This is a genomic window from Luteococcus sanguinis (assembly GCF_039527675.1).
Lineage (GTDB): Bacteria > Actinomycetota > Actinomycetes > Propionibacteriales > Propionibacteriaceae > Luteococcus > Luteococcus sanguinis.
In genome coordinates this window covers 41,709-65,368 of record NZ_BAAAKI010000002.1, presented here as the reverse complement: position 1 = coordinate 65,368, position 23,660 = coordinate 41,709, and the positions used below count along the sequence as shown (strand labels likewise).

Here is a 23,660-nt window from a genome sequence, read left to right as displayed (position 1 = left end):
GAGGTGTGTCAGCTGCGGCAGGCGTTGGTGATCGAGACCTGGGTCTCGGTCAGCTTCACACCGTCGCGGACGATGACCGCGGTGACGTCCTTCCAGTTGGGCAGCTTGCCGCTGGCGAAGCCGGTTGCCGCATCGACGGTGACCGACTGCTTCTTGTTGCCCCGCCAGTGGCCCTCGAGGAGAAGCTTGTCGCCCGCCACCGTCGGCTCGGCGGTGAAGCTGAACTGCTTGCAGCCCCCCTTCGCGGAGATCACGGGGATCACCGGGGCCGGGGCCTGGTCGGTGATGCCGACCAGCACCGGGTCGTGGTCGGAGGAGGCATAGGGCGTCGGGGAGTGGAAGTCGACGATGTTGTAGTTGCGGCGGCTGTACTGCATCGCCACCGACTCGTCACCGTTGATGTTCAGGTCGTCCGCACCGGTCACGAGCGCCAGGGCCTCGGCGTTGGCGAAGGCGTGGTCGAGCGAGCCCAGACGGCCGGAGAACTGGTACGAGGTGGAGTCGGGGTTGAACTTGCGCACCAGGTCGGTGTAGCCGGCATCCTCGATGATCTGCACCGGGGTCTCCTCGGTGTAGGCATTGAAGTCACCCAGCGCGAAGACGGCCTGGTCGGGCCACATCTGCTCGATCCAACTGGTCAGCGCCCTGGCCTGCTCCTCGCGGGAGGGGTTGGACAGGCCCTGGCCGGTGCCGTCGTCGGCGCCCGAACCCTTCGACTTGAAGTGGTTCGCGACCACGACGATCTCGTTGCCGGTGGCCAGCGACTCGTACTTCTGGGCCAGCGGCTGGCGGGCATTCGCGAAGGCCGGGTCCATCAGGATGACCGAGGAGTCGACGGGCTTGACCTTGGCCGTCTTGTAGATCTGGGCGACTCGGATGACGTCCTCGCTGTCGGGGACGATCAGCGGGCTGGGGACGTAGGCATAGGTGCCCGCGCCAACCTTGGCGTTCAGCGCGTCGACCAGGGTCTTCAGCGCGGCGTCGCGGTCGTGGCCGAAGGCGGCCGAGTTCTCGACCTCCATCAGGGTGACGACGTCTGCGTCCAGCATCGCCAGCGCGGCGACGATCTTGGCCTGCTGGTCGCCCAGCGCGGAGGCGGTGTAGGCGCCGCGGACCATGCAGCCGTTGGCGGTGACGGGGTTGCCGTACATGTCCTTGTAGGAGGCACAGCCCGTCTCGTCCTGGCCGAGATCGGTGAAGTAGTTCAGGACGTTCATCGCGCCGATCTTCACGTCACCGCCGACGGCCGGGGCCGCGGTGGGACGGTCGTTCTCGGTCTGCAGGGGGTCCTGCTCGTCGGTGGAGCCGACGATCTGGCCGGTGGGCTGGTAGTTCCACTGGAAGCGGTGGTCGAGGATCACGGGCTGGACGAAGGTGACCCGCGAATCTGTGCGCATCGGCTCGTCCTGGCTCAGGTACGGCAGCGGGCTCTTCTGCGCGGTGGTGTTGCGCATGTAGTCCCAGCTGGAGCCGTCGTCGAGGGTGATGTACTTCGGCAGCTGCGCCGCCTCGTAGGCCGCAGCATCGGTGTAGGGCACGCGGTCGGTGGCCTGCCACAGCGGCTCGTCACCGACTGCCAGGCCGAGCTGGCCATAGGTGTTGAGCGCGTAGTTGTTGGTGATCGTGTAGGTGCCGGTGGGCAGCACCAGCATGCCCTCGTAGGCCTCCTTCTCGGCATCGGTCGCCGGGACGGAGGCCAGCGCAGTGGGCTGCACCGGGGCGCAGTCGGTGGCCAGGGTCAGCACAGGCTTGGTCAGCTGGGTGAGGGTGTTGTACTCCGCGGCGACGCCGGTGATGGTGAAGCACTGGCCGACCTCGACGGTGGGCGCGGTGCCGGTGTAGACGAAGATGCCGTCGGACGCCGAACCGGCCGCCTTCTGGGTGCCGCCCGTGCCGGGAGTCTGCACGTAGAAGCCGTTGAAGCCGCCGGTCGGGTAGGTGGCCGTGACGATGCCCGTGGTGGTCACGGTCTGGCCCACCAGCGGGGTGGCGGTGCCGGCGCCCTGGATGTCGGCGATCGAGACCTGCGGGGTGGGGGTCGGCGTGGGGGTGGGGGTCGGCGTGGGGGTGGCGGTCCCGGTCGGATCCGGGGTGGGGGTGGGATCGGTCGGCGCGGTCGAGGTGCCCGAGTTCTGAGGGGTCGGTGCGCCGACGGTGAAGTCGGCCTGGTTGTTGTTGGTGTCGGTGCCGTTGGCGCGGGTCACCGACGTGGAGTTGGACGGGGTCGGGGCAGCCGTGGTCTCCACGCGGGTGGCGGTGCCGTAGCCGACCAGGTCGACGACGGTGCCGGTGGCATCGGCCAGCTCCACGCTGCCCGCGGTGCCACTCATGGCGGCCGTGCAGGTGGCGTCCGGCGTCGGGAGGGGCTCGGTGCCCGCGGTGCCCTTGGCCTCCTGCACCAGGAAGTGGCTGCCCGCGGCGATCGAGCCGGTCAAGGTGCAGCTGCTGCCGAGGTTGCCGGCGGCGGAGTAGTAGGCGAGCTTCCAGCCGGTGACGTCGATGGCCGAGGAGGTGCCGTTGTACAGCTCAACGAAGTCGTGAGTGTAGGTCGCGCCGGAGTTGCCACCGCCGCCGTAGACCTCGTTGATGACGAGGTGGTCGGTGGCGGCCAGGGCTGGCAACTGGGCGAGGGGGGCTGCGGTCAGGGCGATCCCGGCAGCGGCAATCAGTGCCGTGCGCCGGGTTCCGCGCCGAAGGGGCGTGAACATGGGGCTCCAGGAGAGTCGGGGTGAGTGGGGTGGGGTCACGCCGAAAACTACCTGTGCCACCTCTCATCTGGACAGCCCCAGCGGGGTGCATGACAAACATGTCGTCCGAAGTTTGTCATGCGGTCACGTTCAGAACAGTTGGACGGGACAACGCGTCCGCGACAACCACCAGGTGCCCCAGTTCATGCAGAGCGCTGGAGGCCATCACCAGGCGAAGAAGGCCACGCCTGCTGTGATGACCAGCAGCGTGGTCACCCGGGTGTGCGGGCCAGTTCCGCCGCGCGGCGGCGGGCCCAGGCGTCCACGGCCAGCACGCCCTTGACGCTCATCTGGTCGTCGGCGATGAAGGCGCCATCACCCTCGCTGGAGGCGAGGTGTTCGTCCACGACGGCGGCGATGGTGTCGGTGATCGCCAGGAAACTGAGGTGCCCGGCGCAGAAGGCGTCGACGAGTTCCTCGTTGGCGGCATTGAACACGGCCGGCGCGGAACCACCGGCCTTGCCGCAGCGGCGCGCCAGCTCGACGGCGGGGAAGGCCTCGGAGTCCAGTGGTTCGAAGTGCCAGTCGGTGGGGCTTGACCAGTCATTCGGACGAGAGGCGTCGGCGACGCGATCCGGCCAGGCCAGACCCAGCGCGATGGGCAGCTTCATGTCGGGCGGGGAAACCTGCGCGATCGTCGCCCCGTCGTGGAACTCGACCATCGAGTGGACGATCGAGCTGGGGTGCACCACGACCGTGATGTCGTCCAGGTCGACGCCGTAGAGCAGACCGGCCTCCAGCAATTCCAGGCCCTTGTTGACCAGCGTGGACGAGTTGATGGTGATCACCCGTCCCATGTCCCAGGTGGGGTGCGCCATCGCCTGCTCGGGCGTGACATCGGCCAATTCGGCGCGGGTGCGGCCCCTGAAGGGCCCGCCCGAGGCGGTCAGGACCAGCCGTCGGACCTCGTCGGCGGTTCCCGAACGCAGGCACTGCGCGAAGGCTGAGTGCTCGGAGTCGACGGCCACCATCTGGCCGGGGGCCGCAGCATCGGTGACCAGCCGGCCGCCGATCACCAAGGACTCCTTGTTCGCCAGGGCCAGCGTCGTGCCCTTCTCGAGGGTTGCCAAGGTGGGCAGCAGGCCAGCGGAACCGGTGATGCCGTTCAGCACGACATCGCAGTCCATCCGCGCGAGCTGGGTCGCGGCATCCGGCCCGAGCAGGATCTTCGGAAGGCTCATGTTGCCCTCGTCCCAGCCCCGATTCTTCGCCTCGGCGTAGAGGGCGAGCTGCAGGTCCTGCCCAGCGGTGGCCTTGGCCAGCGCGACGACCTTGGGCGCGAAGTCGAGCACCTGGCGGGCGAACAGTGCTACGTCCGAACCACCGGCCGCCAACCCGACGACGTTGAAGCGTTCGCGCCGAGCATCGATCACCTCCAGCGCCTGGGTTCCGATGGAACCGGTCGAACCGAGGATCACCACATCGCGCACGTCACTCACCCGCCCAGTCTCCCAGATCGGCATGGCTAGGCTGGCGCCATGCCGCTGACCCGCACCGATGCGCTCACCGCCGGGATCGACCCGCGCGCCCTGCTCGACTTCATCGACGCCCAGGAAGCGGCGGGCCAGCAGACCCACGCGCTGCTGGTGCTGCGCCGCGGCGAGCTGCTCGCCGAGGGATACTGGGCACCCTTCGCGCCCGCCGACCGGCAACTCGTCTACTCCCTGTCGAAGACCTTCACGTCGGCCGCCGTGGGGATCTGCGTGGCCGACGGCCTGTTCGGCTACGACGACCTGATCGTCGACCTGTTGCCGGAGCTGGCCACCACCGCGAGCGAGAGGGCGCGCACGATCCGGGTCCGCGACTGCCTGGCGATGGCCACCGGCCACGAACACGACATGGCGGACGACTTCGACCGTCGCGGCATCTGCCCCGCATGGCTCGCCGACTCCTTCGCCGCTCCCGTCACCGGCACGCCCGGCGAGACCTTCTGCTACAACCAGGTGGCCCCCTATGCGCTCTCGCTGGTGGTCAGCCGCCATGCAGGTCGCGACCTGCTGCAGGTGCTCGACGAGCGCGTGCTCACCCATCTCGGCGCTCCCCCACTGGTCTGGCAGCGCGATACAGGAGGCCAGCCGATCGGCTTCAGCGGCCTGGTGGTCGACGCGACCACGGCCGCCCGCTTCTTCGCGCTCATCGCGGCGGACGGGCGGTTGCAAGGCGAGCAGCTCCTGCCGTCCGAGTGGATTGAACGCCACCGGGTGGCGCAGGTGCAGACCGCCCCCGGCGCGACGGGGCTGCCCGCTGACGGACGCGACTGGGAACGCGGCTACGGCTGGCTGGTCTGGATGGGATCCCACGGCTACCGCGGGGACGGCGCCTTCGGCCAGTACGGCGTCGTGCTGCCCGAACACGACCTCGTCGTCTGCATGTTCGGTGAGGTCGCCGACATGCAGGTGCCCTTGGACAACCTGTGGCGCCACCTGTTGCCCGGCATTGACCGGCCCGGAACCGCCGCAGCCCAGGCCGAACTTGACCAGCGCCTGGCGCATCTGGCGACGCCCACAGTGGATGGCGAACCAATCCCCGCGGATGCATTCCGGCACGGATGGTGCGGCGACCAGGCCTTCCAGCTCGGCTCCTCGGAGCGCGGCCCGATGCTCGGGCTGTGCGAGGTCATCGAGCAGGAACAGTCGCCCTGGCAGGAAGTCCCGATCGGGCACGGACGCTGGCTGAGGAGCCAGCTGGAATGGCCGGAGCTGGGTCTGGTGGCACACGTCGCGGTCAGCGGGGCGCTGGTCGAGGGAATCCCGGTGGTGCACCTGCGCTCGCTGGACACCCCACACACGCTCGTGTTCACCTTCGGCTCCGACCCGGAACAGGGGATGCGCTGGCGTCTTGAACCCTTGGGCGGCGCCCCCACGATTCGCCAGATCGCCGTACCAGCCCTCCCGCACAGCCAGCGCGTCGGGCGGCCATGAGCGTCGAGAACACCGAGCTCGACACGCTGGTTGCCTTCGACGAGCACCTCGCGGCGGGGCGACCGCTGGCCCGGTGCATCGTCCAATCGGTCGACCTGACCACGCGCCGCGAGGCGCTGCGCAAGGTCGACCCCAGCGGGGCGCTCTTCCTGGGCTGCGATCTTGCACCCGCGGACGAGCAGAGCCTGCGCCATCGCGGCGCACTGGTCTTCCCGCGACTGCCCGACCTGCCCTTCAACCCCTACCGTCCCGGGCTCTACTCCCCGACCGAGCTCTACGACGCCGTCCAGGCCGGCGGCGAGTACGCCGACGCGACCGACGCCCTGGTCTACGCCTGGCACCGTGGGCAGGGATTGCGGCCCTCGATCGAGGCGACGCTGTCGATGGCCCTGCACGACCACGCGATCAGCGACGCGCTGGACGAGTTCTGCGACCAGCACCCCGATGGCGCGAGCATCGGCATCATGGGCGGCCATGCAGCGCAACGCGGCGGCGACGACTTCCGCGCGGCCGCCCGGCTGGCGGGGACGCTGACCCGTGCCGGACGACTGGTCATGACCGGCGGCGGGCCGGGTGCGATGGAGGCCGCCAACCTTGGTGCCTGGTTGGCCAACCAGCCCGACGCGCTGGACGAGGCGGTGGACATGCTGGCCACCGCGCCCGACTTCCGCCATGACCTCACGGCCTGGGCGCGCGCTGCGTTCAGCGTCCGGGAGCGTTGGCCCGATGGGGCGACCTCGCTGGGGATACCGACCTGGTTCTACGGCCACGAACCGCCCAATGCCTTCGCCACGGGGGTGGCGAAGTACTTCAGCAATGCGATCCGCGAGGACACGCTGCTGCAGCGGTGCAAGGGCGGGATCGTCTACCTGCCCGGGGCGGCGGGCACCGTCCAGGAGATCTTCCAGGCCGCGACGGGCAACTACTACACCGCCGCGGGGGCGACCACGACTCCGATGGTGCTGGTGGACGTCGAGCACTGGACCACCACGTTGCCGGCCTGGCCGCTGCTGGAATCGCTGGGACAGGACAAGCAGATGGGCACCGCGCTGTTCCTGGCCCAGGACGTGGACGAGGCGGCCGAGTGGTTGCTCGGCCGCCTCGCGTGAGGTCCTGCTGGTCTTGGACCGCTGCTGACTACACCACGCCCAGGGCGATCATCGCGTCGGCAACCCGGACGAAGCCCGCGATGTTGGCCCCGGCGACGTAGTCACCGGGCAGGCCGTACTCTTCGGCGGTCTCCACGCAGTTGTCGTGGATGTCGGCCATGATCGAGGCCAGGCGCTTCTCGGTGTAGTCGAAGTCCCAGGAGTCACGGCTGGCGTTCTGCTGCATCTCCAGCGCGGAGGTGGCCACGCCACCGGCGTTGGCTGCCTTGCCGGGAGCGTAGGCGATGCCGGCCTTCTTGAAGACCTCGATGCCCTCCGGGGTGGTGGGCATGTTCGCGCCCTCGGCCACCACGGTGACTCCGTTCTTCACCAGCGTCGCGGCCTGGTCGCCGTTCAATTCGTTCTGGGTGGCGCACGGCAGCGCGACGTCGGTGGGGATGTCCCAGACCGATCCGTCGGTGACCAGCTTGGCGTTGGGGCGACGGCTGGCGTAGTCGGCGGCGCGTCCGCGCTCGACCTCCTTGACCTCCTTCAGCAGGTTGAGGTCGACGCCCTCGGGGTCGTGGACATAGCCCGAGGAGTCGCTGAAGGCGTGACACACGGCGCCCAGCTGCTGCGCCTTCTCGATGGCGTAGATCGCGACATTGCCGCCGCCGGAAACGGTGACCTTCTTGCCGTCGAAGGAGGTGCCCTTGGTCTCCATCATCCGGTTGGCGAACAGCACGGTGCCATAGCCGGTGGCCTCGGTGCGCACCAGCGAACCACCCCAGGTGAGGCCCTTGCCGGTGAGGACGCCTGCCTCGTAGCGGTTGGTGATGCGCTTGTACTGGCCGAAGAGGTAGCCGATCTCGCGGCCACCCACGCCGATGTCACCGGCGGGGACGTCGGTGTACTCGCCGATGTGGCGGTACAGCTCGGTCATGAAGCTCTGGCAGAAACGCATGATCTCGCCGTCGCTGCGTCCGCGGGGGTCGAAGTCCGAGCCGCCCTTGCCACCACCGATGGGCATGCCGGTGAGCGAGTTCTTGAAGACCTGCTCGAAACCGAGGAACTTGACGATGCCCAGATAGACCGAGGGGTGGAAGCGCAGACCGCCCTTGAAGGGGCCGAGCGCCGAGTTGTATTCGACGCGGAAGCCGCGGTTGATCTGCACCCTGCCCTTGTCGTCGACCCACGGCACGCGGAATATCACCTGGCGCTCCGGCTCGCACATGCGCTCCAGGATGGCGTGGGACGCATACTGCGGGTTGCGGTCGAGAACCGGCCCCAGGGAGTCGAAGACCTCCTTGACGGCCTGGTGGAACTCCACCTCACCGGGGTTGCGGCGCACGACGGTGTCGTACACGCTCTGCAACGGATCCTGCATGACAGCCTTTCCCGCCACGGCGGGGTCGCCGGGCTAATCGTGAACACTTCACCAAGCGTCCAGCTCCGGACACGAAAGCGTCCGAATGCTGGATGGTCCGCTCAAATCGCTCAGGCTGGCCTTCGCGGCGCGGCCGCTCGGGCTCAGGGCTGGGCTGCGACGAGGTCACGTTCACTGGCGGCCAGCTGGCCACAGGCACCGTCGATCTCCTGGCCACGGGTGTCACGGACGGTGACCGGGATCTGGTAGCTCTCGAGAACGCGCACGAACTCCCGCTCGTCGGCCTTGCGGCTGGCAGTCCATTTCGAACCCGGGGTCGGGTTCAGCGGGATCAGGTTCACGTGTACCCAGCCCCAGTCACCACGGGCCTTGAGCCGCTTGGCGAGCAACCGGGCGCGCTCAGCCTGGTCGTTGATGTCCTTGATCATGATGTACTCGATGGAGACGCGGCGCTTGGTCTGCTTCGCGTACTCCCAGGCGGCGTCGAGAACCTCGTCCACCTTGTAGCGCGTGTTGATCGGCACCAGTTCGTCGCGCAGTTCGTCGTCCGGCGCGTGCAGCGAGAGCGCCAGCGTGACCGGCAGTCCCTCGGTGGTGAGCTGCTGAATCCGGGGCACCAGGCCCACGGTGGAGACGGTGATGCCGCGCGCGCTCATGCCAATGCCGTCGGGCGGGGGCGCCACGAGCGTACGGACGGCTGCCATCACGGCCTTGTAGTTGGCCATCGGCTCGCCCATCCCCATGAAGACGATGTTGTTGACCCTTCCCGGGCCGCCCGGGAGCGCACCGGATGCCAGCAGCTTCTCCGCCTCCAACACCTGGGAGATGATCTCGCCGGTGGACATGTTGCGCTGCAGACCGCCCTGGCCGGTGGCGCAGAACGGGCAGGCCATGCCGCAGCCAGCCTGGGAGGAGATGCACAGCGTCGAGCGGACGCGCTGGTGGGTGCCAGTCCGGCCGGCCTCGCCACTGTCCGCCTCGCTGCCCAACTCGGCCTCCCCCGCACGAGCGGGACGCACCCCGTAGCGCATCAGCACCGACTCGACCAGCGAGCCGTCGTGCAGACGCCACAGGTTCTTGACGGTGGTGTCGCCATCGCAGCGCTGCTGAGAGACCTGGGTGAGCAGGTTCGGGAACCACTTCTCGGTGACCGTGGCGCGCAGGTCGGCCGGCAGGTCGGTCCAGGTGGAGGGGTCGGTCTCGAAGCGTCCGAAGTAGTGCTTGCCCATCTGGCCGGCGCGGAAGGCGGGCAGGCCCAGTTCGGTGACTGCAGCCCGACGCTCGTCGGGCGTCAGGTCGATCCAGTGGGGCGCAGGCTTGTTCCGCTTCGGGGCCTTGAAGACCAAAGGCAGTTCGGTGCCGGGTTCCGCCAGCGGCTCAGCGGGCAGGACGAGCGCCTTGGGGGCCGCGTGGTTGCGACGGTCGGGGGCGCTCATGCGACCGGCACCAGCAGGAACAGGAGTGCCCAGGCGACCGGGGCCGCCACGAGCAGGGAGTCCAGTCGATCCATTATTCCTCCGTGTCCGGGAAGGAAGCTGGACATGTCCTTGATGCCCGCATCCCGCTTGATCATCGACTCGACGAGGTCGCCGGCCGTCCCGACGGCCACCAGCAGCACCCCGAGAAGCAGGCCAACGTACCAGCCCACGCCCAACAACCAGATGGAGCAGGCGATGCCGATGCCGACGCCGAACAACACCGAGCCCGCGAAGCCCTCCCAGGTCTTCTTCGGGCTCACCGTCGGTGCCATCTTGTGCTTGCCGAACAACACGCCAGCGATGTAGCCACCGGTGTCGGAGGCGACCACGCACAGGATGAAGGTGACGATGCGGGCCGGGCCGTCGTCGGCGGCCATCATCAGTGCGACGGCAGAGCCGAGCAGCGGGATGTAGCCGACCAGGAAGAGGCTCGCGGCTGCGTCCCGCACGTAGTTCTCCGGACCCTCACGCAACCGCCACACCAGACAGGCCAGCGAGGTGAGGGCGAGCAGGCCCAGGATCAGGGTGTTCGATGGCACCTGCTGCGCCGGGTGCTGCCCGGCGTAGTACGAGCCCAGCACCACCGCGAGCGTGCCCACGAAGACGGGCGCAGTGGCGGCGTGCATCCCGATCCGCGACAGCGCCCGCGACACCTCCACCACCCCCATCGACAGCGCCGCAGCCACCAGCAGGATGAAGCCCCAGTGCCACCACGCAAGCGTGGCGATGACAGCCGAGATCAGCACCACGCCCACCGCGATGGCAGCGGGCAGGTTGCGCCCGGCCCGCGACGGGCGCGGGACCGGGTTGACGTCGGTCGGGGAGATCTTCTGCTGGCTCATCGAGTGGGTGCTCAGACCGCGAGCAGCTCGGCTTCCTTGTTCTTCAGCAGCTCGTCGATCTGGTCGACGAACTTCTTGGTCGCGGCGTCCAGCTGCTTCTCCGCGCGGGAGGCCTCGTCCTCGCCGATCTCCTTGTCCTTCTCCAGGCGCTTCACGGAGTCGTTGGCGTGGCGACGGACGTTGCGGACGCTCACTCGGCCCTCCTCCGCCTTGTGCTTGGCCATCTTGATGTACTCCTTGCGGCGCTCCTCGGTGAGGGCGGGCAGGATGCAGCGGATCATGTTGCCGTCGTTGGACGGGTTCACGCCGAGGTCGGAGTCGCGGATCGCCTTCTCGATCGCGGTCATCGCCGAGCGGTCGAAGGGGGCGATCAGGATGGTGCGAGCTTCGGGCACCTGGAAGGTGGCCAGCTGCTGCAGTGGGGTGGGCGCACCGTAGTAGTCGGCCATGAGCTTGTTGAACATGGCGGGGTGGGCGCGGCCGGTGCGGATGCCGGCGAACTCCTCGCGGGCGAAGTCGACGGCGGCGCCCATCTTCTTCTCGGCGTCCTTGATGATGTCGGTGATCACGAATGATCCTTCCGGTCTTGGTGGTTTGTGGTTCTCAGGCGTGGAGGGGGTGATGCGTGGGGGGACTCAGGCGTGGACAGTGGTGCCGATGGCCTCACCGCGCGCGGCCCGACCGATGTTGCCCTCGGTGGTCAGGTTGAAGAAGACCATCTTGAGGCCGTTGTCGCGGGCCAGGGAGACTGCAGCCGCGTCGGCAACCTTCAGATCCTTCGCCAGGTACTCGTCGTAGGTCAGCTCGTCGTACATCTTCGCCGCGGGGTTGTTCCGCGGGTCGGAGTCGAAGACGCCGTCGACGCCCTGCTTGCCCATCAGGAGGGCCTCGCAACCGATCTCCAGGGCGCGCTGCGCCGAGACGGTGTCGGTGGAGAAGTAGGGCATGCCGGCGCCCGCGCCGAAGATGACGACGCGACCCTTCTCGAGGTGGCGCACCGCCCGACGGGGGATGTAGGGCTCGGCGACCTGCTGCATGGTGATCGCGCTCTGCACGCGGGTCGGGACTCCAGCCTTCTCGCAGAAGTCCTGCAGGGCGATCGCATTCATCACGGTACCGAGCATGCCCATGTAGTCGGCGCGCTCACGCTCCATGCCCGACTGGCTCAGCTCCGCACCGCGGAAGAAGTTTCCTCCACCGACCACGATGGCCACCTGCACGCCACTGTTGGCGACGTCGGCCACCTGCTGCGCGATTCCGGACACCACGGCGGGGTCGACGCCGATCTTGCCTCCGCCGAAGACCTCTCCCGAGAGCTTCAGCAGAACCCGGTCATAGGGCTTGCTCACTGGTCCATCCTCCCCGTTTGCACTTCTCGCAGTGCTCTGGACATGAGACATGCGCCGCGGATTGCCCGCGGCGCATGTCACTCTACTGAATTGGTGGCCCTCAGGCGCCGGCCTGCAGGCGCGCGAAGCGCTTGACGGTCACGCCCTTGTCGGCCAACAGCTGGCCGACGGACTTCTTGTCGTCCGAGATCGCAGCCTGGTCGACGAGGCAGACGTCCTTGTAGAAGCCGTTCAGACGACCCTCCACGATGCGCGGGAGGATGGCCTCGGGCTTGCCCTCTTCGCGGGCGGTCTCCTCGGCGATGCGCGACTCACGCTCGACGACGTCGGCCGGCACCTCCTCGCGGGAGACGTACTGGGGCACCATCGACGCGATCTGCAGCGCGACCGAGTGGATGAAGGCCTCGTCGCCACCATCGTACTCGACCAGCACGCCGACCTGCGGCGGCAGGTCCTGCGAGCGGCGGTGCAGGTAGGTGTGCGTGTCGCCCTCGTAGCGACGGACGTCGGCCAGCTCGAGCTTCTCGCCAATCTTGGTGGCCAGCTCGTCGACGGCCTCGCGGACGGTCTTGCCCGCGGCCAGGGTGACCTGCTCGGCGGCAGCCTGATCGGCCACGCCGGCAGCCTCGACAGCCTGGGCGATCTCGTCGGCCAGAGCGACGAACTCGTCGTTCTTGGCAACGAAGTCGGTCTCGGCAGCGAGCTGGATGAGAGTCTTGCCGGAGGCAGCGACGATGCCGTTGCTGGCCTCACGGTCGGAGCGCTTGGCCATCTTGGCGGCACCCGAGACCCGCAGGATCTCGACGGCCTTCTCGAAGTCGCCCTCGGCCTCGGTGAGCGCCTTCTTGGCGTCCATCATGCCCGCGCCCGTGGCGTCGCGGAGCTTCTTGACATCGGCAGCAGTGATTGCCATGTGTATTCCGTTCCAGGAGTGGTTGGTCGGTGTCAGTTGGCGTCGGACTCGGTGACCGTGGCCGCCTCCGCGGGGGCCTCGTTCGCCTCGGCGGCGGGGGCCTCGGTCTCGGCGGCGGGGGCCTCGGTCACCTCGGCGGCAGGCGCCTCGGCGGTGGCGTCGGCGGCAGGAGCCTCGGCGGTGGCGTCGGCGGCAGGAGCCTCGGCGGTGGCGTCGGCGGCAGGAGCCTCGGCGGCGGGGTCACCCGACAGGAGCTCGCGCTCCCACTCGGCCATCGGCTCGGAGGCCTCCCCGGTGGTGTTCTGACCACCACGCGACATCAGGCCGTCGGCCGCGGCGTCGGCGATGATGCGGGTGAGCAGGGCGACGGAACGGATCGCGTCGTCGTTGCCCGGGATCGGGAAGTCGACCTCGTCGGGGTCGCAGTTGGTGTCGAGGATGCCGATGATGGGGATGCGCAGCTTGCGCGCCTCGTCCACCGCCAGGTGCTCCTTCTTGGTGTCGACGATCCAGACGGCCTGGGGGGCGCGGGCCATCTCACGGATGCCACCCAGGGTCTTGGCCAGCTTCTCCTTCTCGCGCTTGAGACCGAGGAGTTCCTTCTTGGTCAGGCCCGAGGCGGCGACGTCGTCGAAGTCCATCGTCTCGAGTTCCTTCAGGCGCTGCACGCGCTTGATGACCGTCTGGTAGTTGGTGAGCATGCCGCCGAGCCAACGCTGGTTGACGTAGGGCATCCCGACGCGGGTGGCCTGCTCGGCGATGGCCTCCTGGGCCTGCTTCTTGGTGCCGACGAAGAGCACCTGGCCGCCCCGCGCGACGGTCTCCTTGACGAAGGCGTAGGCCTTGTCGATGTAGGTCAGCGACTGCTGCAGGTCGATGATGTAGATGCCATTGCGCTCGGTGAAGATGAAGCGCTTCATCTTGGGGTTCCAGCGGCGGGTCTGGTGCCCGAAGTGGACACCGCTCTCGAGCAGCTGGCGAGTGGTGACGACGGCCATGGCCGGTCCTTTCGTGTGGACGCACTGCGCCCACGGTGGTTTGGCTGGAACCGAGCTTTTCGGTTCCCCTGATGCGCTGTCCTGCCCCGCCCGGTTTCCCGGGACCGTGGGACTGGACCCCTTGCGGGCCCGGCGCATGCGAAGTCGACCCAGAATCGGTCTGGGCCGCAGCGCAAGTCTAGGCGTGGGGCCGATGGGAGGGAAATCCAGGGCGCGGAGAACCGAGGTCGGCTGTGGTTTTCCACAGCCTGGGGGTGATGGAGGAATTGTCCACAGGGACACTCTGGCGTGGAACGGCTGCGCGTCCAGATGACAAGAGTGAGGTCGTGAAGCGTGTCAATCGGTGTCGACTCCTCGCCTGTCTCCTCGCCTTCTGGACGGTCGCAACCGTCTTGGCCCCGGTGCCGGCGATGGCCGGTCCCCCCGGCCTGCTGCGACCCGTGCCGGGTGAACTGGTCCGGGCCTTCGACGCGCCAGCCGGTCCCTACTCGGCGGGGCATCGGGGCGCAGACCTGCTCGCTCCCCCTGGGACGGCGGTGCTGGCCGCGGCCGACGGGGTGGTCGCCTTCGTCGGCGTCGTGGCTGGTCGCCCAACGGTCAGCATCGACCACTCCACCGGCGGGGACTCGTGGCGGACCACGTACCAGCCAGTGCATGGGACGGTGCGTGCGGGCCAGCGGGTGTCGCGGGGGGATCGGATCGGGTGGACCACGGCGTCGCAGGAGTGCGCGTCAGGGTGCCTGCACTGGGGCCTGCGCCGTGGGCACGACGAGTACCTGGACCCGATGGCCTGGCTGTCGGCGGACGGGGTTCGCCTGCTGCCCGCGGACGCGCGTCCGGCCGAGGCCGTCGGCACGGCACCGGCTGGCCTGATGGCGATGCTGAGGTCGCAGCCCATGCCCGCGTCCTCGTCCGGGCTGTTGCGCCCGGTCAATGGTCCGACGACCTCGCCCTTCGGGATGCGGCTGCACCCGGTGCTGCACGTGTGGAAGTTGCACGACGGGATGGATTTCGGCGTGCCGTGCGGGACCCCCGTCGGGTCGGCGGCGGCCGGACGGGTGGTGCTGGTGGAGCACAACATCGCCTACGGGCTGCGCGTCATCGTCGACCACGGCACGGTGGGCGGACGCTCGATCCGCACCTCCTACAACCATCTGTCGTCCACGAACGTCGGGATGGGACAGGCGGTGACCCAGCGCCAGGCGATCGGGGCCGTCGGTTCGACGGGCTATTCCACCGGGTGCCACCTGCACCTGATGACCTGGGTGAACGGTGCCATCACCAACCCGGCGGCGTTGGTGGGCTGAGTCGTGGGTCTGGCAGTGTCAGGCCCTGGGGTGGGCCTGCTTGAAGGCGGCTCGCAATCGCTCGTCCGTGACGTGCGTGTAGACCTGGGTCGTCGCCAGGGACGCGTGGCCAAGGATCTCCTGGACGCTGCGCAGGTCGGCCCCGCCCTCCAGCAGGTGGGTTGCCATCGCGTGCCGCAGACCGTGCGGCCCGATGTCAGGGGCCTGCGGGACGGCAAGCAGGGCATCGTGGATGACACGTCGGACGACCCTGGGGTCGATCCGCGAACCACGAGCGCCGAGAAAGACCGCGTTGGTCGTCTCGCGCACCCACTGGCCCCGGACGGCCAGCCAGGCATCCAGGGCGGCCAACGCGGGGCCGCCCACCGGTACGGTCCTTTCCTTGTTGCCCTTGCCGAGCACCCGCAGCACTCGGTGCTCGCGGTCGACGTCTGCCAGGTCGAGCCCGCACAACTCGCTGACCCGGATGCCGGACGCGTACAACACCTCGATCAGGGCGACATCGCGGATTCCGGCGGGGCCGTCGGTCTCACCGGCCCGGGCGGTGGCGGCGGCGAAGACCTCGTCCAGGTCGGCACGGGAAAGGTTCACCGGGAGTCTTCGTCCGACCTTCGGGGACTTCAGCGTGCGTGCTGGGTCGGCGCCCACGACGCCCTCGTCCAGTGCCCAGCCGAAGAAGACGCGGGTGGCGCCGCTGCGACGCTGCAGTGTGGCGGCGCTGGCTCCGTCCGACTGCATGGCAGCCAACCAGCCGCGCAGGTGCCGCAACGCCACGTCGCCGGGGACCTCGATGCCCTGCTCACTGCAATGGCCGGCCAACAAGGCGATGTCGGTGCGGTAGGCGCGCACCGTGTGCACCGAGTTGCCGCGCTCGGTGCGCAACCACTCGGCGAAGCCGTCGATCGCCGCCGTCCAGGCCGGTGGCAGCTCGTACTCGGTCATGGCGTCGCTGCGCCCGCTGGCGAGTTGAGGGGGAAGGCCATGGCGCCATGCTAGGGCTCCCCTGCCGCGCGCGGCTCGGCGGGCAGGGCGGGGTCGGCTGGTAGATTCGCACAGGTATTTCAGGGCAGCCGAAGGAGCACGATGAGCGACACGTTGGACCTCACCCAGGGCGGGACCGTCCGCCGGATCACCCGCTGGGGGGAGCCCGTGCTGCATACCCGGACCCGTCCGGTAGAGGCCTTCGATGAAGACCTGCACGAATTGGTGCGCGACATGTTCGCCACCATGCGCTCCGCCGAGGGAGTCGGCCTGGCCGCGACCCAGGTGGGCGTCGACCTGGCGGTCTTCGTCTTCGAGTGCCCGGACGACGACGGGCGAGTGCACCTCGGCGTCTTCTGCAACCCCGAGGTGACGCTGCCCTCGGGCAAGGACCGCAACCTGGAGGCTGCGGACGAGGGCTGCCTCAGCTGGCCCGGCGGCTACCAGTCGCTGGCCCGCCCCGACCACGCCACCTGCGCCGGCCAGGACGCCTTCGGCAACGACATCCAGCTCACCGGCACCGGACTGTTGGCCCGCTGCCTCCAGCACGAGACCGACCACCTCAGCGGGATCATCTTCGGCGACCGCCTGAGCGGGCGGGCGCGTCGCAAGTTGGACGAGCAGCACGAGCAGCTGGCCCACCTCTACCCCGCAGACTGGCCGATCACGCCCAAGGTGGGACGGGAGAACTCGTCCGCCTTCGGCACACCGAACGAGGGCTGAGGCGTGGCGATCCACGCCACCCAGACCCCCTACGCGCAGAACCCAGCTCGCGCGCTCATCCTGCTGCTCGTGCGCGTCGTGCTGGGCGTGATTTTCATCGCGCATGGCTGGAGCAAGTTCACCGATCCGACCATCCAGTCGACGATCAGCCAGTTCACGAAGTGGCACATCCCCTTCCCGTCCATCGCGGCCCCGCTCGTCGGTGGCCTCGAGGTGCTGGGGGGAGCCTGCCTGGTGCTGGGCGCCTACACCTGGGTGGTGTGCGTGCTGCTCAGCGTGGAGATGGCCGGAGCGATCTGGTTCATCCATCGCCACCATGGCTTGTTCGTCGGCACGGGAGGCTGGGAGTTGTGTGCCGGTCTCGCGGCGGGCCTGATGGCCCTGTCCATCGCCTCGGCCGGACGCTTCAGCTATGACGCCTGGGCCAATGGCGACGACGACGGGCCGAGCCGCCGTCGCCGCTCGACCCGCCGTCGCTGAGCTTCGCCGAGGGTGCTCAGCGTGAGCCCAGCAGCCGCCACACCCTGCTGCCCAACAGGAAGCCGATGAACGGAAGCCCGAGGACCAACCAGGGCGAGAAGTAGGCGGAGGTCCAGATGGCGCCGTCGGCATCTCGTCCCGCGCTGAATCGGGAGCCCGGGAGCAGCGTCACGGGTGCCTCGATCGTTCGTCCGGCCTCGATGCCGCTCGCGAAGACCCCGTCGGCGAAGGCGAACATCGTCCACACCATGCCCCACACGACCGCGCCGAAGACCAGGGCTGCCACCGTCACGCCGACACCCCACGCCGGGCGGTGCGGGTCCCGGACGGCCTCGGCGTGCTCGCGGGCCAGGTCCTGCACCGATCCGACGCCGGCGCGGGCAGCAGGCCAGCCCTGGGCCGCCTCCGCCTCCATCAGGTTGGCCTTGAGTTCATTGCGCAGGGCCTTGCGGTCCTTGCCGGGGACCCCGTAGAGGTCGAACCAACTGTCGTAGCGGAGAACAAGCAGTTCGCGCGAGACGTTCATCGGTTCTCCTTGATCACGGTGTCCACAGCGCCAGCGAGGTCGGCCCATGCCGCCAGCAGACGCTGGTGCTCGGCGCGCCCGGCGGGCGTGGTCGAGTAGTACTTGCGCGCCGGACCGCTTGCGGAGGGGCGCAGGGACGAGGTGAGGAACCCCGCCTTCTCGAGTCGGGTGAGTGCGGGATAGACGGTGCCTTCGTTCAGTTCCGTGAACCCCGCCCCCTGCAAGCGCGTGACGACGGAGTAGCCGTAGTCCTCACGCGTGTCGAGAAGCAGCAGGAGCAGGGGCGCGAGAATCCCCTTGAGCATCTGCGGGTCGTAGGTCATGGAACCATTCTTGGCCCGGTACTGGTTATTGTCAAGTACCTAGCAATGTCAAGACGCCCGGGACGAGCTGACGGGTCACGTCAGGGGCGCAGGGCGTAGCAGGCGACGGCCGTGGCGGCCGCCACATTGAGCGAATCGATGCCGTGCCCCATCGGAATGGTCACCACCACGTCTGCCGCGGCCAGCCACTCGTCCGACAGCCCTGCGCCCTCGGTGCCCATCAGCAGGGCGATCCGGTCGTCGGGACCAACGCCGGCCGCGTACTCGTCGAGGGTGACCGCGTCGTCGCGCAGAGCCATCGCGACCAGCGTGAATCCAGCCTCCTGCAACGGTGCGAGGCCGCGTTCGTCCAGCCGTGCCCAGGGCAGCGAAAAGACCGCCCCCATGGATGTCTTCACCGAACGGCGATACAGGGGGTCGGCCGATCCGGGTGCCAGCAGCACCCCGTCCCAGCCCAGGCCGGCAGCCGAGCGCAGGATCGCGCCGACGTTGGTGTGGTCGACCAGGTCTTCGGCGACCACCAGCCGATTGCCGGCCAGGACGTCCTCGACGCGGTGCCGGGTGTGGCGCTCCACGGACGCCAGCGCTCCCCGGTGCACATGGAAGCCGGTGATCCGTTCGGCCAACCGGGTGCTGACGACGTAGACGGGCACGTCCAGGCCGTCCAGGAGGTCGCCCAGTTCGTCCAAATAGCGCGGAGCAAGCAGCAGGGAACGCGGACGATAGCCCGCTTCGATCGCCCGGCGGATCACCAGCGGACCCTCAGCGATGAAGATCCCCTCCGCGGCCTCCAGCGAGTGCCGCAGCGTGGTCTCCCGCAAAGCGAGATAGTCGCGGACCCGCTCGTCGGCGGGGTCGTCGAGCTCGATCAGTTCTGCCACGTCGAACAACCGTAGGCCACGCCTCTGACGTTGATGAGTGGGGCTGGCCCCAGCGACCCCTCCGCAGGCTCGGGGAACGTGCTTTGGGCGCTCTGGGAAGGTGCCTGTGACGGCCTAGGGTGTCGGGGTGAAGACGCGCAAGTTGAGGATCGACTGGTTCGTTGTGTGCATCGTGGGAGCCGCGGTGCTCGCCACCGTGATGCCGGCGCGCGGGGGTGTGGTCCCCGTGCTCGACTGGGCCACCAAGATCCTGATCGCGATCCTGTTCTACCTCTACGGCGTCCGACTGTCCCCGCAGGAGGCCCTGGCCGGCCTCAAGCACTGGCGGTTGCACGCGGTGATCCTGTCCTTCACCTACCTGCTCTTCCCCGTGCTGGGGCTGGGCATGCGCGTCCTGGCACCGACCATCATCAGCCAGCAGCTGTACCAGGGCCTGCTGTGGCTCTGCTTGGTGCCCTCGACGGTGCAGTCGAGCATCAACTTCACGTCCATCGCCAAGGGCAATGTGGCCGGGGCGATCGTCAGCGCGTCCTTTTCGAACCTGATCGGCGTCGTGGTCACTCCCCTGCTGGCGCTGGCCCTGATGGCCACCTCGGGCGGACTGGTGATCCAGCCCAGCTCGATCCTCGACATCGTCGTCCAGTTGTTGGTGCCGTTCGCGCTCGGCCAGCTGACCCGGCGCTGGACGGCGGGTTTCGTGACCCGACACAAGCGGCTGAAGCTCGTTGACCAGGGATCGATCGTGCTGGTGGTCTACGCCGCCTTCAGCCACGGCATGCGCGACCACATGTGGACGATGGTCTCGGCGGGGCAGGTGGCATGGCTGGTGCTGGTCTGCCTGGTGCTGCTGGCGGTCATGCTGTGGGTGACGTGGACGGTGGCCGGTCTGCTGGGCTTCAACCGCGCCGACCGGATCGCGATCCAGATGTGCGGGACGAAGAAGTCACTGGCCACCGGGGTCCCGATGGCGACGGTGCTGTTCGCCGGGCTGCCCACGCTGGGCCTGCTGGTGCTGCCGCTGATGGTCTTCCACCAGGCGCAGCTGATGGTCTGTGGGGCGCTGGCGGGACGCTACGCCCAGCAGGGCGAGGTGCCTGCGACCAGCGCAGGCGTCACTGCGGCAGGCCGCGGCGACCGGTGAAGGCGGCGCGGACGGCGTAGCGTCCGTCGGTAGGGCTGATCTCCAACGGCATGTCGAAGGTATCGCTCATCACCTCGTTGGTGAGCACCTGTTCGATGGGTCCGGCAGCCACGATGTGGCCACCCTTGAGCAGCAGGGCGTGCGTGATGCCACGCGGGATCTCCTCGACGTGGTGCGTGACCAGCACGGTGGCCGGCGCGTAGGGATCGGAACAGATCTCGCCGAGGGTCTGGACCAGTGCCTCGCGGCCCGCGACGTCCAGCCCGGCTGCGGGCTCGTCGAGCAGGAGCAGCTCGGGGTCGGTCATCAGGGCACGGGCGATCTGGACGCGCTTGCGCTCCCCCTCCGACAAGGTACCGAAGGTGCGATCGGCCAGCGGAGCCACCTGGAGCTGGTCCATCAGCTCGGTCGCGCGGCCCTCGTCCAGGGCGTCATAGTGCTCGCGCCAGCGGCCCATCACGCCGTAGGAGGCGCTCATCACCACGTCGTCCACCCGCTCCCCCTTGGGGATGCGGTCGGCGATAGCCGCCGAGGTCACGCCGATGCGGGGGCGCAGCTCGAAGACGTCGACCGTCCCCAGCACCTCGCCCAGCAACTCGGCCACGCCCCGGGTGGGGTGCATCTGCGCGGCCAGCACCTGCAGCAGGGTCGTCTTGCCGGCGCCATTGGGGCCGATCAGCACCCAGCGCTCGCCCTCGCGGACAGTCCAGTTGATGTCGTCGAGCAAGTCGGCACCACCACGTCGCACGCCGACACCGGCCAGGTCCACCACAGCTGCCATGCCTGCAAACCTAGCGGATCGCGCGAGGGCCTCCCACCCGCGGGCCACGCCTTCGGTGGGTGCATATGCTCGTCGACGTGCTCGAGACCCACCTGCGCCTGGCGACGACGCTGAACCTGCTCTCCAGCGGCCGGATCACGGCGCCGGAGGCGGAGGCAAGGCTGCGCGGGCCGGTCGCCCACCACGTCGCCGACCCGGACGGCTTGCTGGGCCTCGACCCCTTGACAGGGTCTCCGGTGCGCCTCGCGCTGGCCCGGGCGGAGAGGCTGGGGCCCACGGTGTGGGTGCTGCTGCTGCCCGAACCCGGACGGGCTGCCGGGCTCCGCGGACCGGCGCCGGTCACGACCGCCGCCATCGACGCGGGCGCCGTGGTGGTCAGCCACTCCCCCGTCCTCGACGGTCGGGCGCTGGCGTGGATCGGCCAGGGCGTCGGACCGGCCGTCCAGTGGCGGTTGTGGGCAGCCGACCGCGTCGTCCTGCCGGACGACCCACGCGAGGCCACCCGGATGCTGCAGGCCGAACTACTGGCCAGCGCGGAAGCCCTCACCCAGCTGGACGCCGCGACCGGGACCCGGCCCGAGCATCTCGCCGCGCCGACACTGGGCCCGGCCTATGACGAGCGCGCCCAGCACCTGCTCGATCGGGCCTGGTTGCTGCTGGAGGCCTGTGAGCAGGGGCTGGCCGATGCGTCCGAGGTGCTGCACTCGCACGCCGTTCTGGAACGCGAACGGCACCTGCGATCGCTCGCAGGTGCCGCACGCTTTGCTGTGTCGTCGGCCGTCTCGTGGCCGACGGTGGCGCTGGCCTGAGGGGCTCAGACCTCTTCGTCCTCGACGGCCTCGTCCTCACCGTCCAGGTCGGCGCGCTCGTCGCCGTCCAGGTCGGGTGAGCGGACGATGGTCGGCTCGTCCTCGCGCGGCTCGTCGACCGCTGCGTCGACGCCGGTGAGATCGGCGTCGTCGGCCGGGAGCGGCGGGATGGGCGGGTTGAAACCTGGCTGCGTCATGACTGACTCCTCGTGCGTCGTGGATGCCTTGTCAACCATCGTGCGCCGCCGCAGCCAGGAAAGTCACGACCGGTTCGCCCTCAGCGTGGCCGAGGAGCGAACCGGTCGGGGGTGACGGGGTCGGGAGTGACGGGTGATGCGGGGCTCAGGCGCCCATCGAGTGCACGCCGCCGTCGACATGGATCATCTCGCCGGTCGTCTTCGGGAACCAGTCCGACAGCAGCGCCACGACCGCCTTCGCGGTGGGCTCGGTGTCGGTGAGGTCCCAGCCGAGCGGGGCGCGCTCATCCCAGACATCGTTGAAGGTGGTGGAACCCGGGATCGCCTTCTTGGCAATGGTGTCCAGCGGGCCGGCGGCGACGATGTTGGAACGCACGCCCTCGGCGCCCAGGTAGCGAGCCAGGTAGCGGGAGGCCGACTCCAGGGCCGCCTTCGAGACGCCCATCCAGTCGTAGGTCGGCCAGCTGACGGTAGCGTCGAAGGTCAGGCCGACCACCGAGGCCTCCTCACTGAACATCGGCTTGCAGGCCATGGCCAGGCTGACCAGTGAGTAGGACGAGACGTGCAGTGCGGTGGCGACGTCCTCCCACGGAGTGGTGAGGAACTTGCCGCCGAGAGCGGTCTCGGGGTTCGCGAAGGCGACCGAGTGGACGACGCCGTCGACCTTGGTGAAGCCGGCCGCGCGCAGCATGTCGGGAACCTGGGCGAGCTGCTCGGCGTTGGTGACGTCCAGGTCGAGCACGGCCGGGACGGGGTCGAGCGCTTGGACGACTCGGTTGGTCAGGCTCAGCGCGCGTCCGAAGTTGGACACCGCGACCTGCGCGCCCTGTTCCTGCGCGATGCGGGCGACGTTGTAGGCGATGGACGTCTTGTGGGTGACGCCAGTGACGAGCACGGACTTGCCGTCGAGGATTCCCATGGTGTTGCTCCAGTTCTGGGGTGGATGGTGGGCGGTGCCCGTGGTCAGCTGGGTCGAAAGGGTGTGTCAGTGGCCCATACCGAGGCCGCCGTCGACGGGCAGCACGGCGCCAGTGACATATCCGGCCTGGTCCGCGGCGAGGTAGGTCACCGCCGCGGCGATGTCGTCGACCTGGCCGAGGCGCCCGGCCGGGATTCGGGCCTGGTAGCCCTTGATGACGTCCTCGGACAGGACGGCGGTCATGTCGGTCTCGATGAAGCCAGGGGCCACGACATTGCAGGTGACCCCGCGGCCGCCGAGCTCACGGCTCACCGAACGGGCCATGCCCACCAGGGCGGACTTGGTGGCGGCGTAGTTGACCTGACCCGCCGATCCGAGCAGCCCGACGACCGAGCCGACCAGGATGATCCGGCCGAAACGCTGCTTCATCATCGCGCGGCTGGCGCGGCGCACCACCCGGAAGGTTCCGGTGAGGTTGGTGTCGACGACCGCGCTCCAGTCGTCGTCGCTCATGCGCATCAGCAGGCCGTCCTTGGTGATGCCCGCATTCGCGACCAGCACCTCGACCGGGCCCAGTTCCTTCTCCACCTGGGCGAAGGCGGACTCGACGTCCTCGGCGACGGTGATGTCGCACCGGACACCGAGCACGCCCTCGGGCACGTCGCCGGAACGGTAGGTCGCGGCGACCCGGTATCCCTGCTGTGCGAGGTGGGCCGCGATCGCGCGTCCGATGCCCTTGGAACCTCCGGTGACCAACGCCACTCGTCCGGCCTCGGCCTGCCCGCCGCTGGGGGTGCTGGTGTCATTCACCCGTCAAACCTATCGAGGGCAGGCATCGCTGGACTGGTGCGACTCCCACAACCAACACT

The 23,660-nt window shown here is 68.9% G+C and carries 24 protein-coding genes; 7 read left to right on the top strand and 17 right to left on the bottom strand.

The window, feature by feature from the left end; translation table 11 throughout:
- Positions 1-8: 8 nt before the first annotated feature.
- Both ABD089_RS01695 and dxr read right to left on the bottom strand, forming a co-directional pair.
- Positions 9-2,708, bottom strand: coding sequence for an ExeM/NucH family extracellular endonuclease (locus tag ABD089_RS01695; RefSeq protein WP_343884449.1), 2,700 nt, complete (start codon positions 2,706-2,708; stop codon positions 9-11).
- 251 nt (positions 2,709-2,959) lie between these two features.
- Positions 2,960-4,177: a 1-deoxy-D-xylulose-5-phosphate reductoisomerase gene (dxr, locus tag ABD089_RS01690; RefSeq protein WP_343884577.1), complete on the bottom strand. Its 1,218-nt coding sequence runs from the start codon at positions 4,175-4,177 to the stop codon at positions 2,960-2,962.
- Between the two features lie 48 nt (positions 4,178-4,225).
- Between dxr and ABD089_RS01685 the strand changes: the two genes are divergently transcribed.
- Together ABD089_RS01685 and ABD089_RS01680 are read left to right on the top strand one after the other, a co-directional pair.
- On the top strand, positions 4,226-5,668 hold the full coding sequence (locus tag ABD089_RS01685) for a serine hydrolase domain-containing protein (protein ID WP_343884448.1): 1,443 nt from the start codon (positions 4,226-4,228) through the stop codon (positions 5,666-5,668).
- A complete protein-coding gene (locus ABD089_RS01680) occupies positions 5,665-6,777 on the top strand; it encodes an LOG family protein (protein WP_343884447.1) in 1,113 nt (370 codons plus the stop codon). The genes ABD089_RS01685 and ABD089_RS01680 overlap by 4 nt, the downstream gene beginning before the upstream one ends.
- 28 nt (positions 6,778-6,805) lie before the next feature.
- On the opposite strand, the gene gdhA is transcribed toward ABD089_RS01680, so the two are convergent.
- The 7 genes from gdhA to rpsB form a co-directional block, all read right to left on the bottom strand.
- Positions 6,806-8,143 carry an NADP-specific glutamate dehydrogenase gene (gdhA, locus tag ABD089_RS01675; RefSeq protein ID WP_343884446.1) on the bottom strand — a complete coding sequence of 446 codons (1,338 nt, stop codon included), beginning with the start codon at positions 8,141-8,143 and terminating at the stop codon, positions 6,806-6,808.
- A gap of 143 nt (positions 8,144-8,286) precedes the next feature.
- Positions 8,287-9,579 (bottom strand): dual-specificity RNA methyltransferase RlmN, encoded by a 1,293-nt coding sequence (rlmN, locus tag ABD089_RS01670; RefSeq protein WP_343884445.1) that lies wholly within the window; start codon positions 9,577-9,579, stop codon positions 8,287-8,289.
- Complete coding sequence (locus ABD089_RS01665; RefSeq protein WP_343884444.1) at positions 9,576-10,463, bottom strand: phosphatidate cytidylyltransferase; 888 nt, start codon at positions 10,461-10,463, stop codon at positions 9,576-9,578. Before ABD089_RS01665 ends, rlmN begins: the two co-directional genes overlap by 4 nt.
- 11 nt (positions 10,464-10,474) lie before the next feature.
- Entirely contained in the window at positions 10,475-11,029 is a 555-nt protein-coding gene (frr, locus tag ABD089_RS01660; RefSeq protein WP_343884576.1) for a ribosome recycling factor, read from the bottom strand.
- Positions 11,030-11,098: 69 nt separating this feature from the next.
- Positions 11,099-11,812, bottom strand: a complete 714-nt coding sequence (pyrH, locus tag ABD089_RS01655; protein ID WP_343884443.1) for a UMP kinase — start codon at positions 11,810-11,812, stop codon at positions 11,099-11,101.
- Between the two features lie 100 nt (positions 11,813-11,912).
- Positions 11,913-12,725, bottom strand: coding sequence for a translation elongation factor Ts (gene tsf, locus ABD089_RS01650; protein WP_343884442.1), 813 nt, complete (start codon positions 12,723-12,725; stop codon positions 11,913-11,915).
- A 32-nt stretch (positions 12,726-12,757) separates the two neighbouring features.
- Positions 12,758-13,723: a 30S ribosomal protein S2 gene (gene rpsB / locus ABD089_RS01645; protein ID WP_343884441.1), complete on the bottom strand. Its 966-nt coding sequence runs from the start codon at positions 13,721-13,723 to the stop codon at positions 12,758-12,760.
- Positions 13,724-14,049: 326 nt separating this feature from the next.
- Here rpsB and ABD089_RS01640 point away from each other — a divergent pair, with 326 nt between their 5' ends.
- A complete protein-coding gene (locus ABD089_RS01640) occupies positions 14,050-15,030 on the top strand; it encodes a M23 family metallopeptidase (protein ID WP_343884440.1) in 981 nt (326 codons plus the stop codon).
- A gap of 18 nt (positions 15,031-15,048) precedes the next feature.
- Here the strand turns inward: ABD089_RS01640 and ABD089_RS01635 are convergent, their stop codons facing one another.
- Positions 15,049-15,972: a tyrosine recombinase XerC gene (locus ABD089_RS01635; RefSeq protein WP_343884439.1), complete on the bottom strand. Its 924-nt coding sequence runs from the start codon at positions 15,970-15,972 to the stop codon at positions 15,049-15,051.
- 141 nt (positions 15,973-16,113) lie between these two features.
- Between ABD089_RS01635 and def the strand changes: the two genes are divergently transcribed.
- Positions 16,114-16,734: a peptide deformylase gene (gene def, locus ABD089_RS01630; protein ID WP_343884438.1), complete on the top strand. Its 621-nt coding sequence runs from the start codon at positions 16,114-16,116 to the stop codon at positions 16,732-16,734.
- 3 nt (positions 16,735-16,737) lie between these two features.
- Positions 16,738-17,214: a DoxX family protein gene (locus ABD089_RS01625; protein ID WP_343884437.1), complete on the top strand. Its 477-nt coding sequence runs from the start codon at positions 16,738-16,740 to the stop codon at positions 17,212-17,214.
- 16 nt (positions 17,215-17,230) lie between these two features.
- Here ABD089_RS01625 and ABD089_RS01620 read toward each other — a convergent pair whose 3' ends face one another.
- The 3 genes from ABD089_RS01620 to ABD089_RS01610 form a co-directional block, all read right to left on the bottom strand.
- Positions 17,231-17,740, bottom strand: a complete 510-nt coding sequence (locus tag ABD089_RS01620; RefSeq protein WP_343884436.1) for a hypothetical protein — start codon at positions 17,738-17,740, stop codon at positions 17,231-17,233.
- Positions 17,737-18,063 (bottom strand): PadR family transcriptional regulator, encoded by a 327-nt coding sequence (locus ABD089_RS01615; protein WP_343884435.1) that lies wholly within the window; start codon positions 18,061-18,063, stop codon positions 17,737-17,739. The genes ABD089_RS01620 and ABD089_RS01615 overlap by 4 nt, the downstream gene beginning before the upstream one ends.
- A gap of 80 nt (positions 18,064-18,143) precedes the next feature.
- Positions 18,144-18,944 (bottom strand): TrmH family RNA methyltransferase, encoded by an 801-nt coding sequence (locus tag ABD089_RS01610; protein WP_343884434.1) that lies wholly within the window; start codon positions 18,942-18,944, stop codon positions 18,144-18,146.
- Between the two features lie 127 nt (positions 18,945-19,071).
- On the opposite strand from ABD089_RS01610, the gene ABD089_RS01605 reads away from it, so the two are divergent.
- The gene (locus tag ABD089_RS01605; protein ID WP_343884433.1) at positions 19,072-20,085 is read left to right on the top strand and encodes a bile acid:sodium symporter family protein; all 1,014 of its coding nucleotides are present in this window, start codon (positions 19,072-19,074) and stop codon (positions 20,083-20,085) included.
- On the opposite strand, the gene ABD089_RS01600 is transcribed toward ABD089_RS01605, so the two are convergent.
- Positions 20,057-20,866: an ABC transporter ATP-binding protein gene (locus ABD089_RS01600; RefSeq protein ID WP_343884432.1), complete on the bottom strand. Its 810-nt coding sequence runs from the start codon at positions 20,864-20,866 to the stop codon at positions 20,057-20,059. The two genes, ABD089_RS01605 and ABD089_RS01600, sit on opposite strands and share 29 nt — an antisense overlap.
- Positions 20,867-20,943: 77 nt before the next feature.
- Here ABD089_RS01600 and ABD089_RS01595 point away from each other — a divergent pair, with 77 nt between their 5' ends.
- Positions 20,944-21,675, top strand: coding sequence for a hypothetical protein (locus tag ABD089_RS01595; RefSeq protein ID WP_343884431.1), 732 nt, complete (start codon positions 20,944-20,946; stop codon positions 21,673-21,675).
- Positions 21,676-21,680: 5 nt separating this feature from the next.
- On the opposite strand, the gene ABD089_RS01590 is transcribed toward ABD089_RS01595, so the two are convergent.
- The 3 genes from ABD089_RS01590 to fabG all read right to left on the bottom strand — a co-directional run bounded on the left by ABD089_RS01590 (position 21,681) and on the right by fabG (position 23,601).
- The gene (locus tag ABD089_RS01590; protein WP_343884429.1) at positions 21,681-21,872 is read right to left on the bottom strand and encodes a hypothetical protein; all 192 of its coding nucleotides are present in this window, start codon (positions 21,870-21,872) and stop codon (positions 21,681-21,683) included.
- Positions 21,873-22,017: 145 nt separating this feature from the next.
- A complete protein-coding gene (gene fabI, locus ABD089_RS01585; RefSeq protein WP_343884428.1) occupies positions 22,018-22,791 on the bottom strand; it encodes an enoyl-ACP reductase FabI in 774 nt (257 codons plus the stop codon).
- A gap of 66 nt (positions 22,792-22,857) precedes the next feature.
- Positions 22,858-23,601: a beta-ketoacyl-ACP reductase gene (gene fabG, locus ABD089_RS01580; RefSeq protein ID WP_343884427.1), complete on the bottom strand. Its 744-nt coding sequence runs from the start codon at positions 23,599-23,601 to the stop codon at positions 22,858-22,860.
- Between the last annotated feature and the right edge of the window lie 59 nt (positions 23,602-23,660).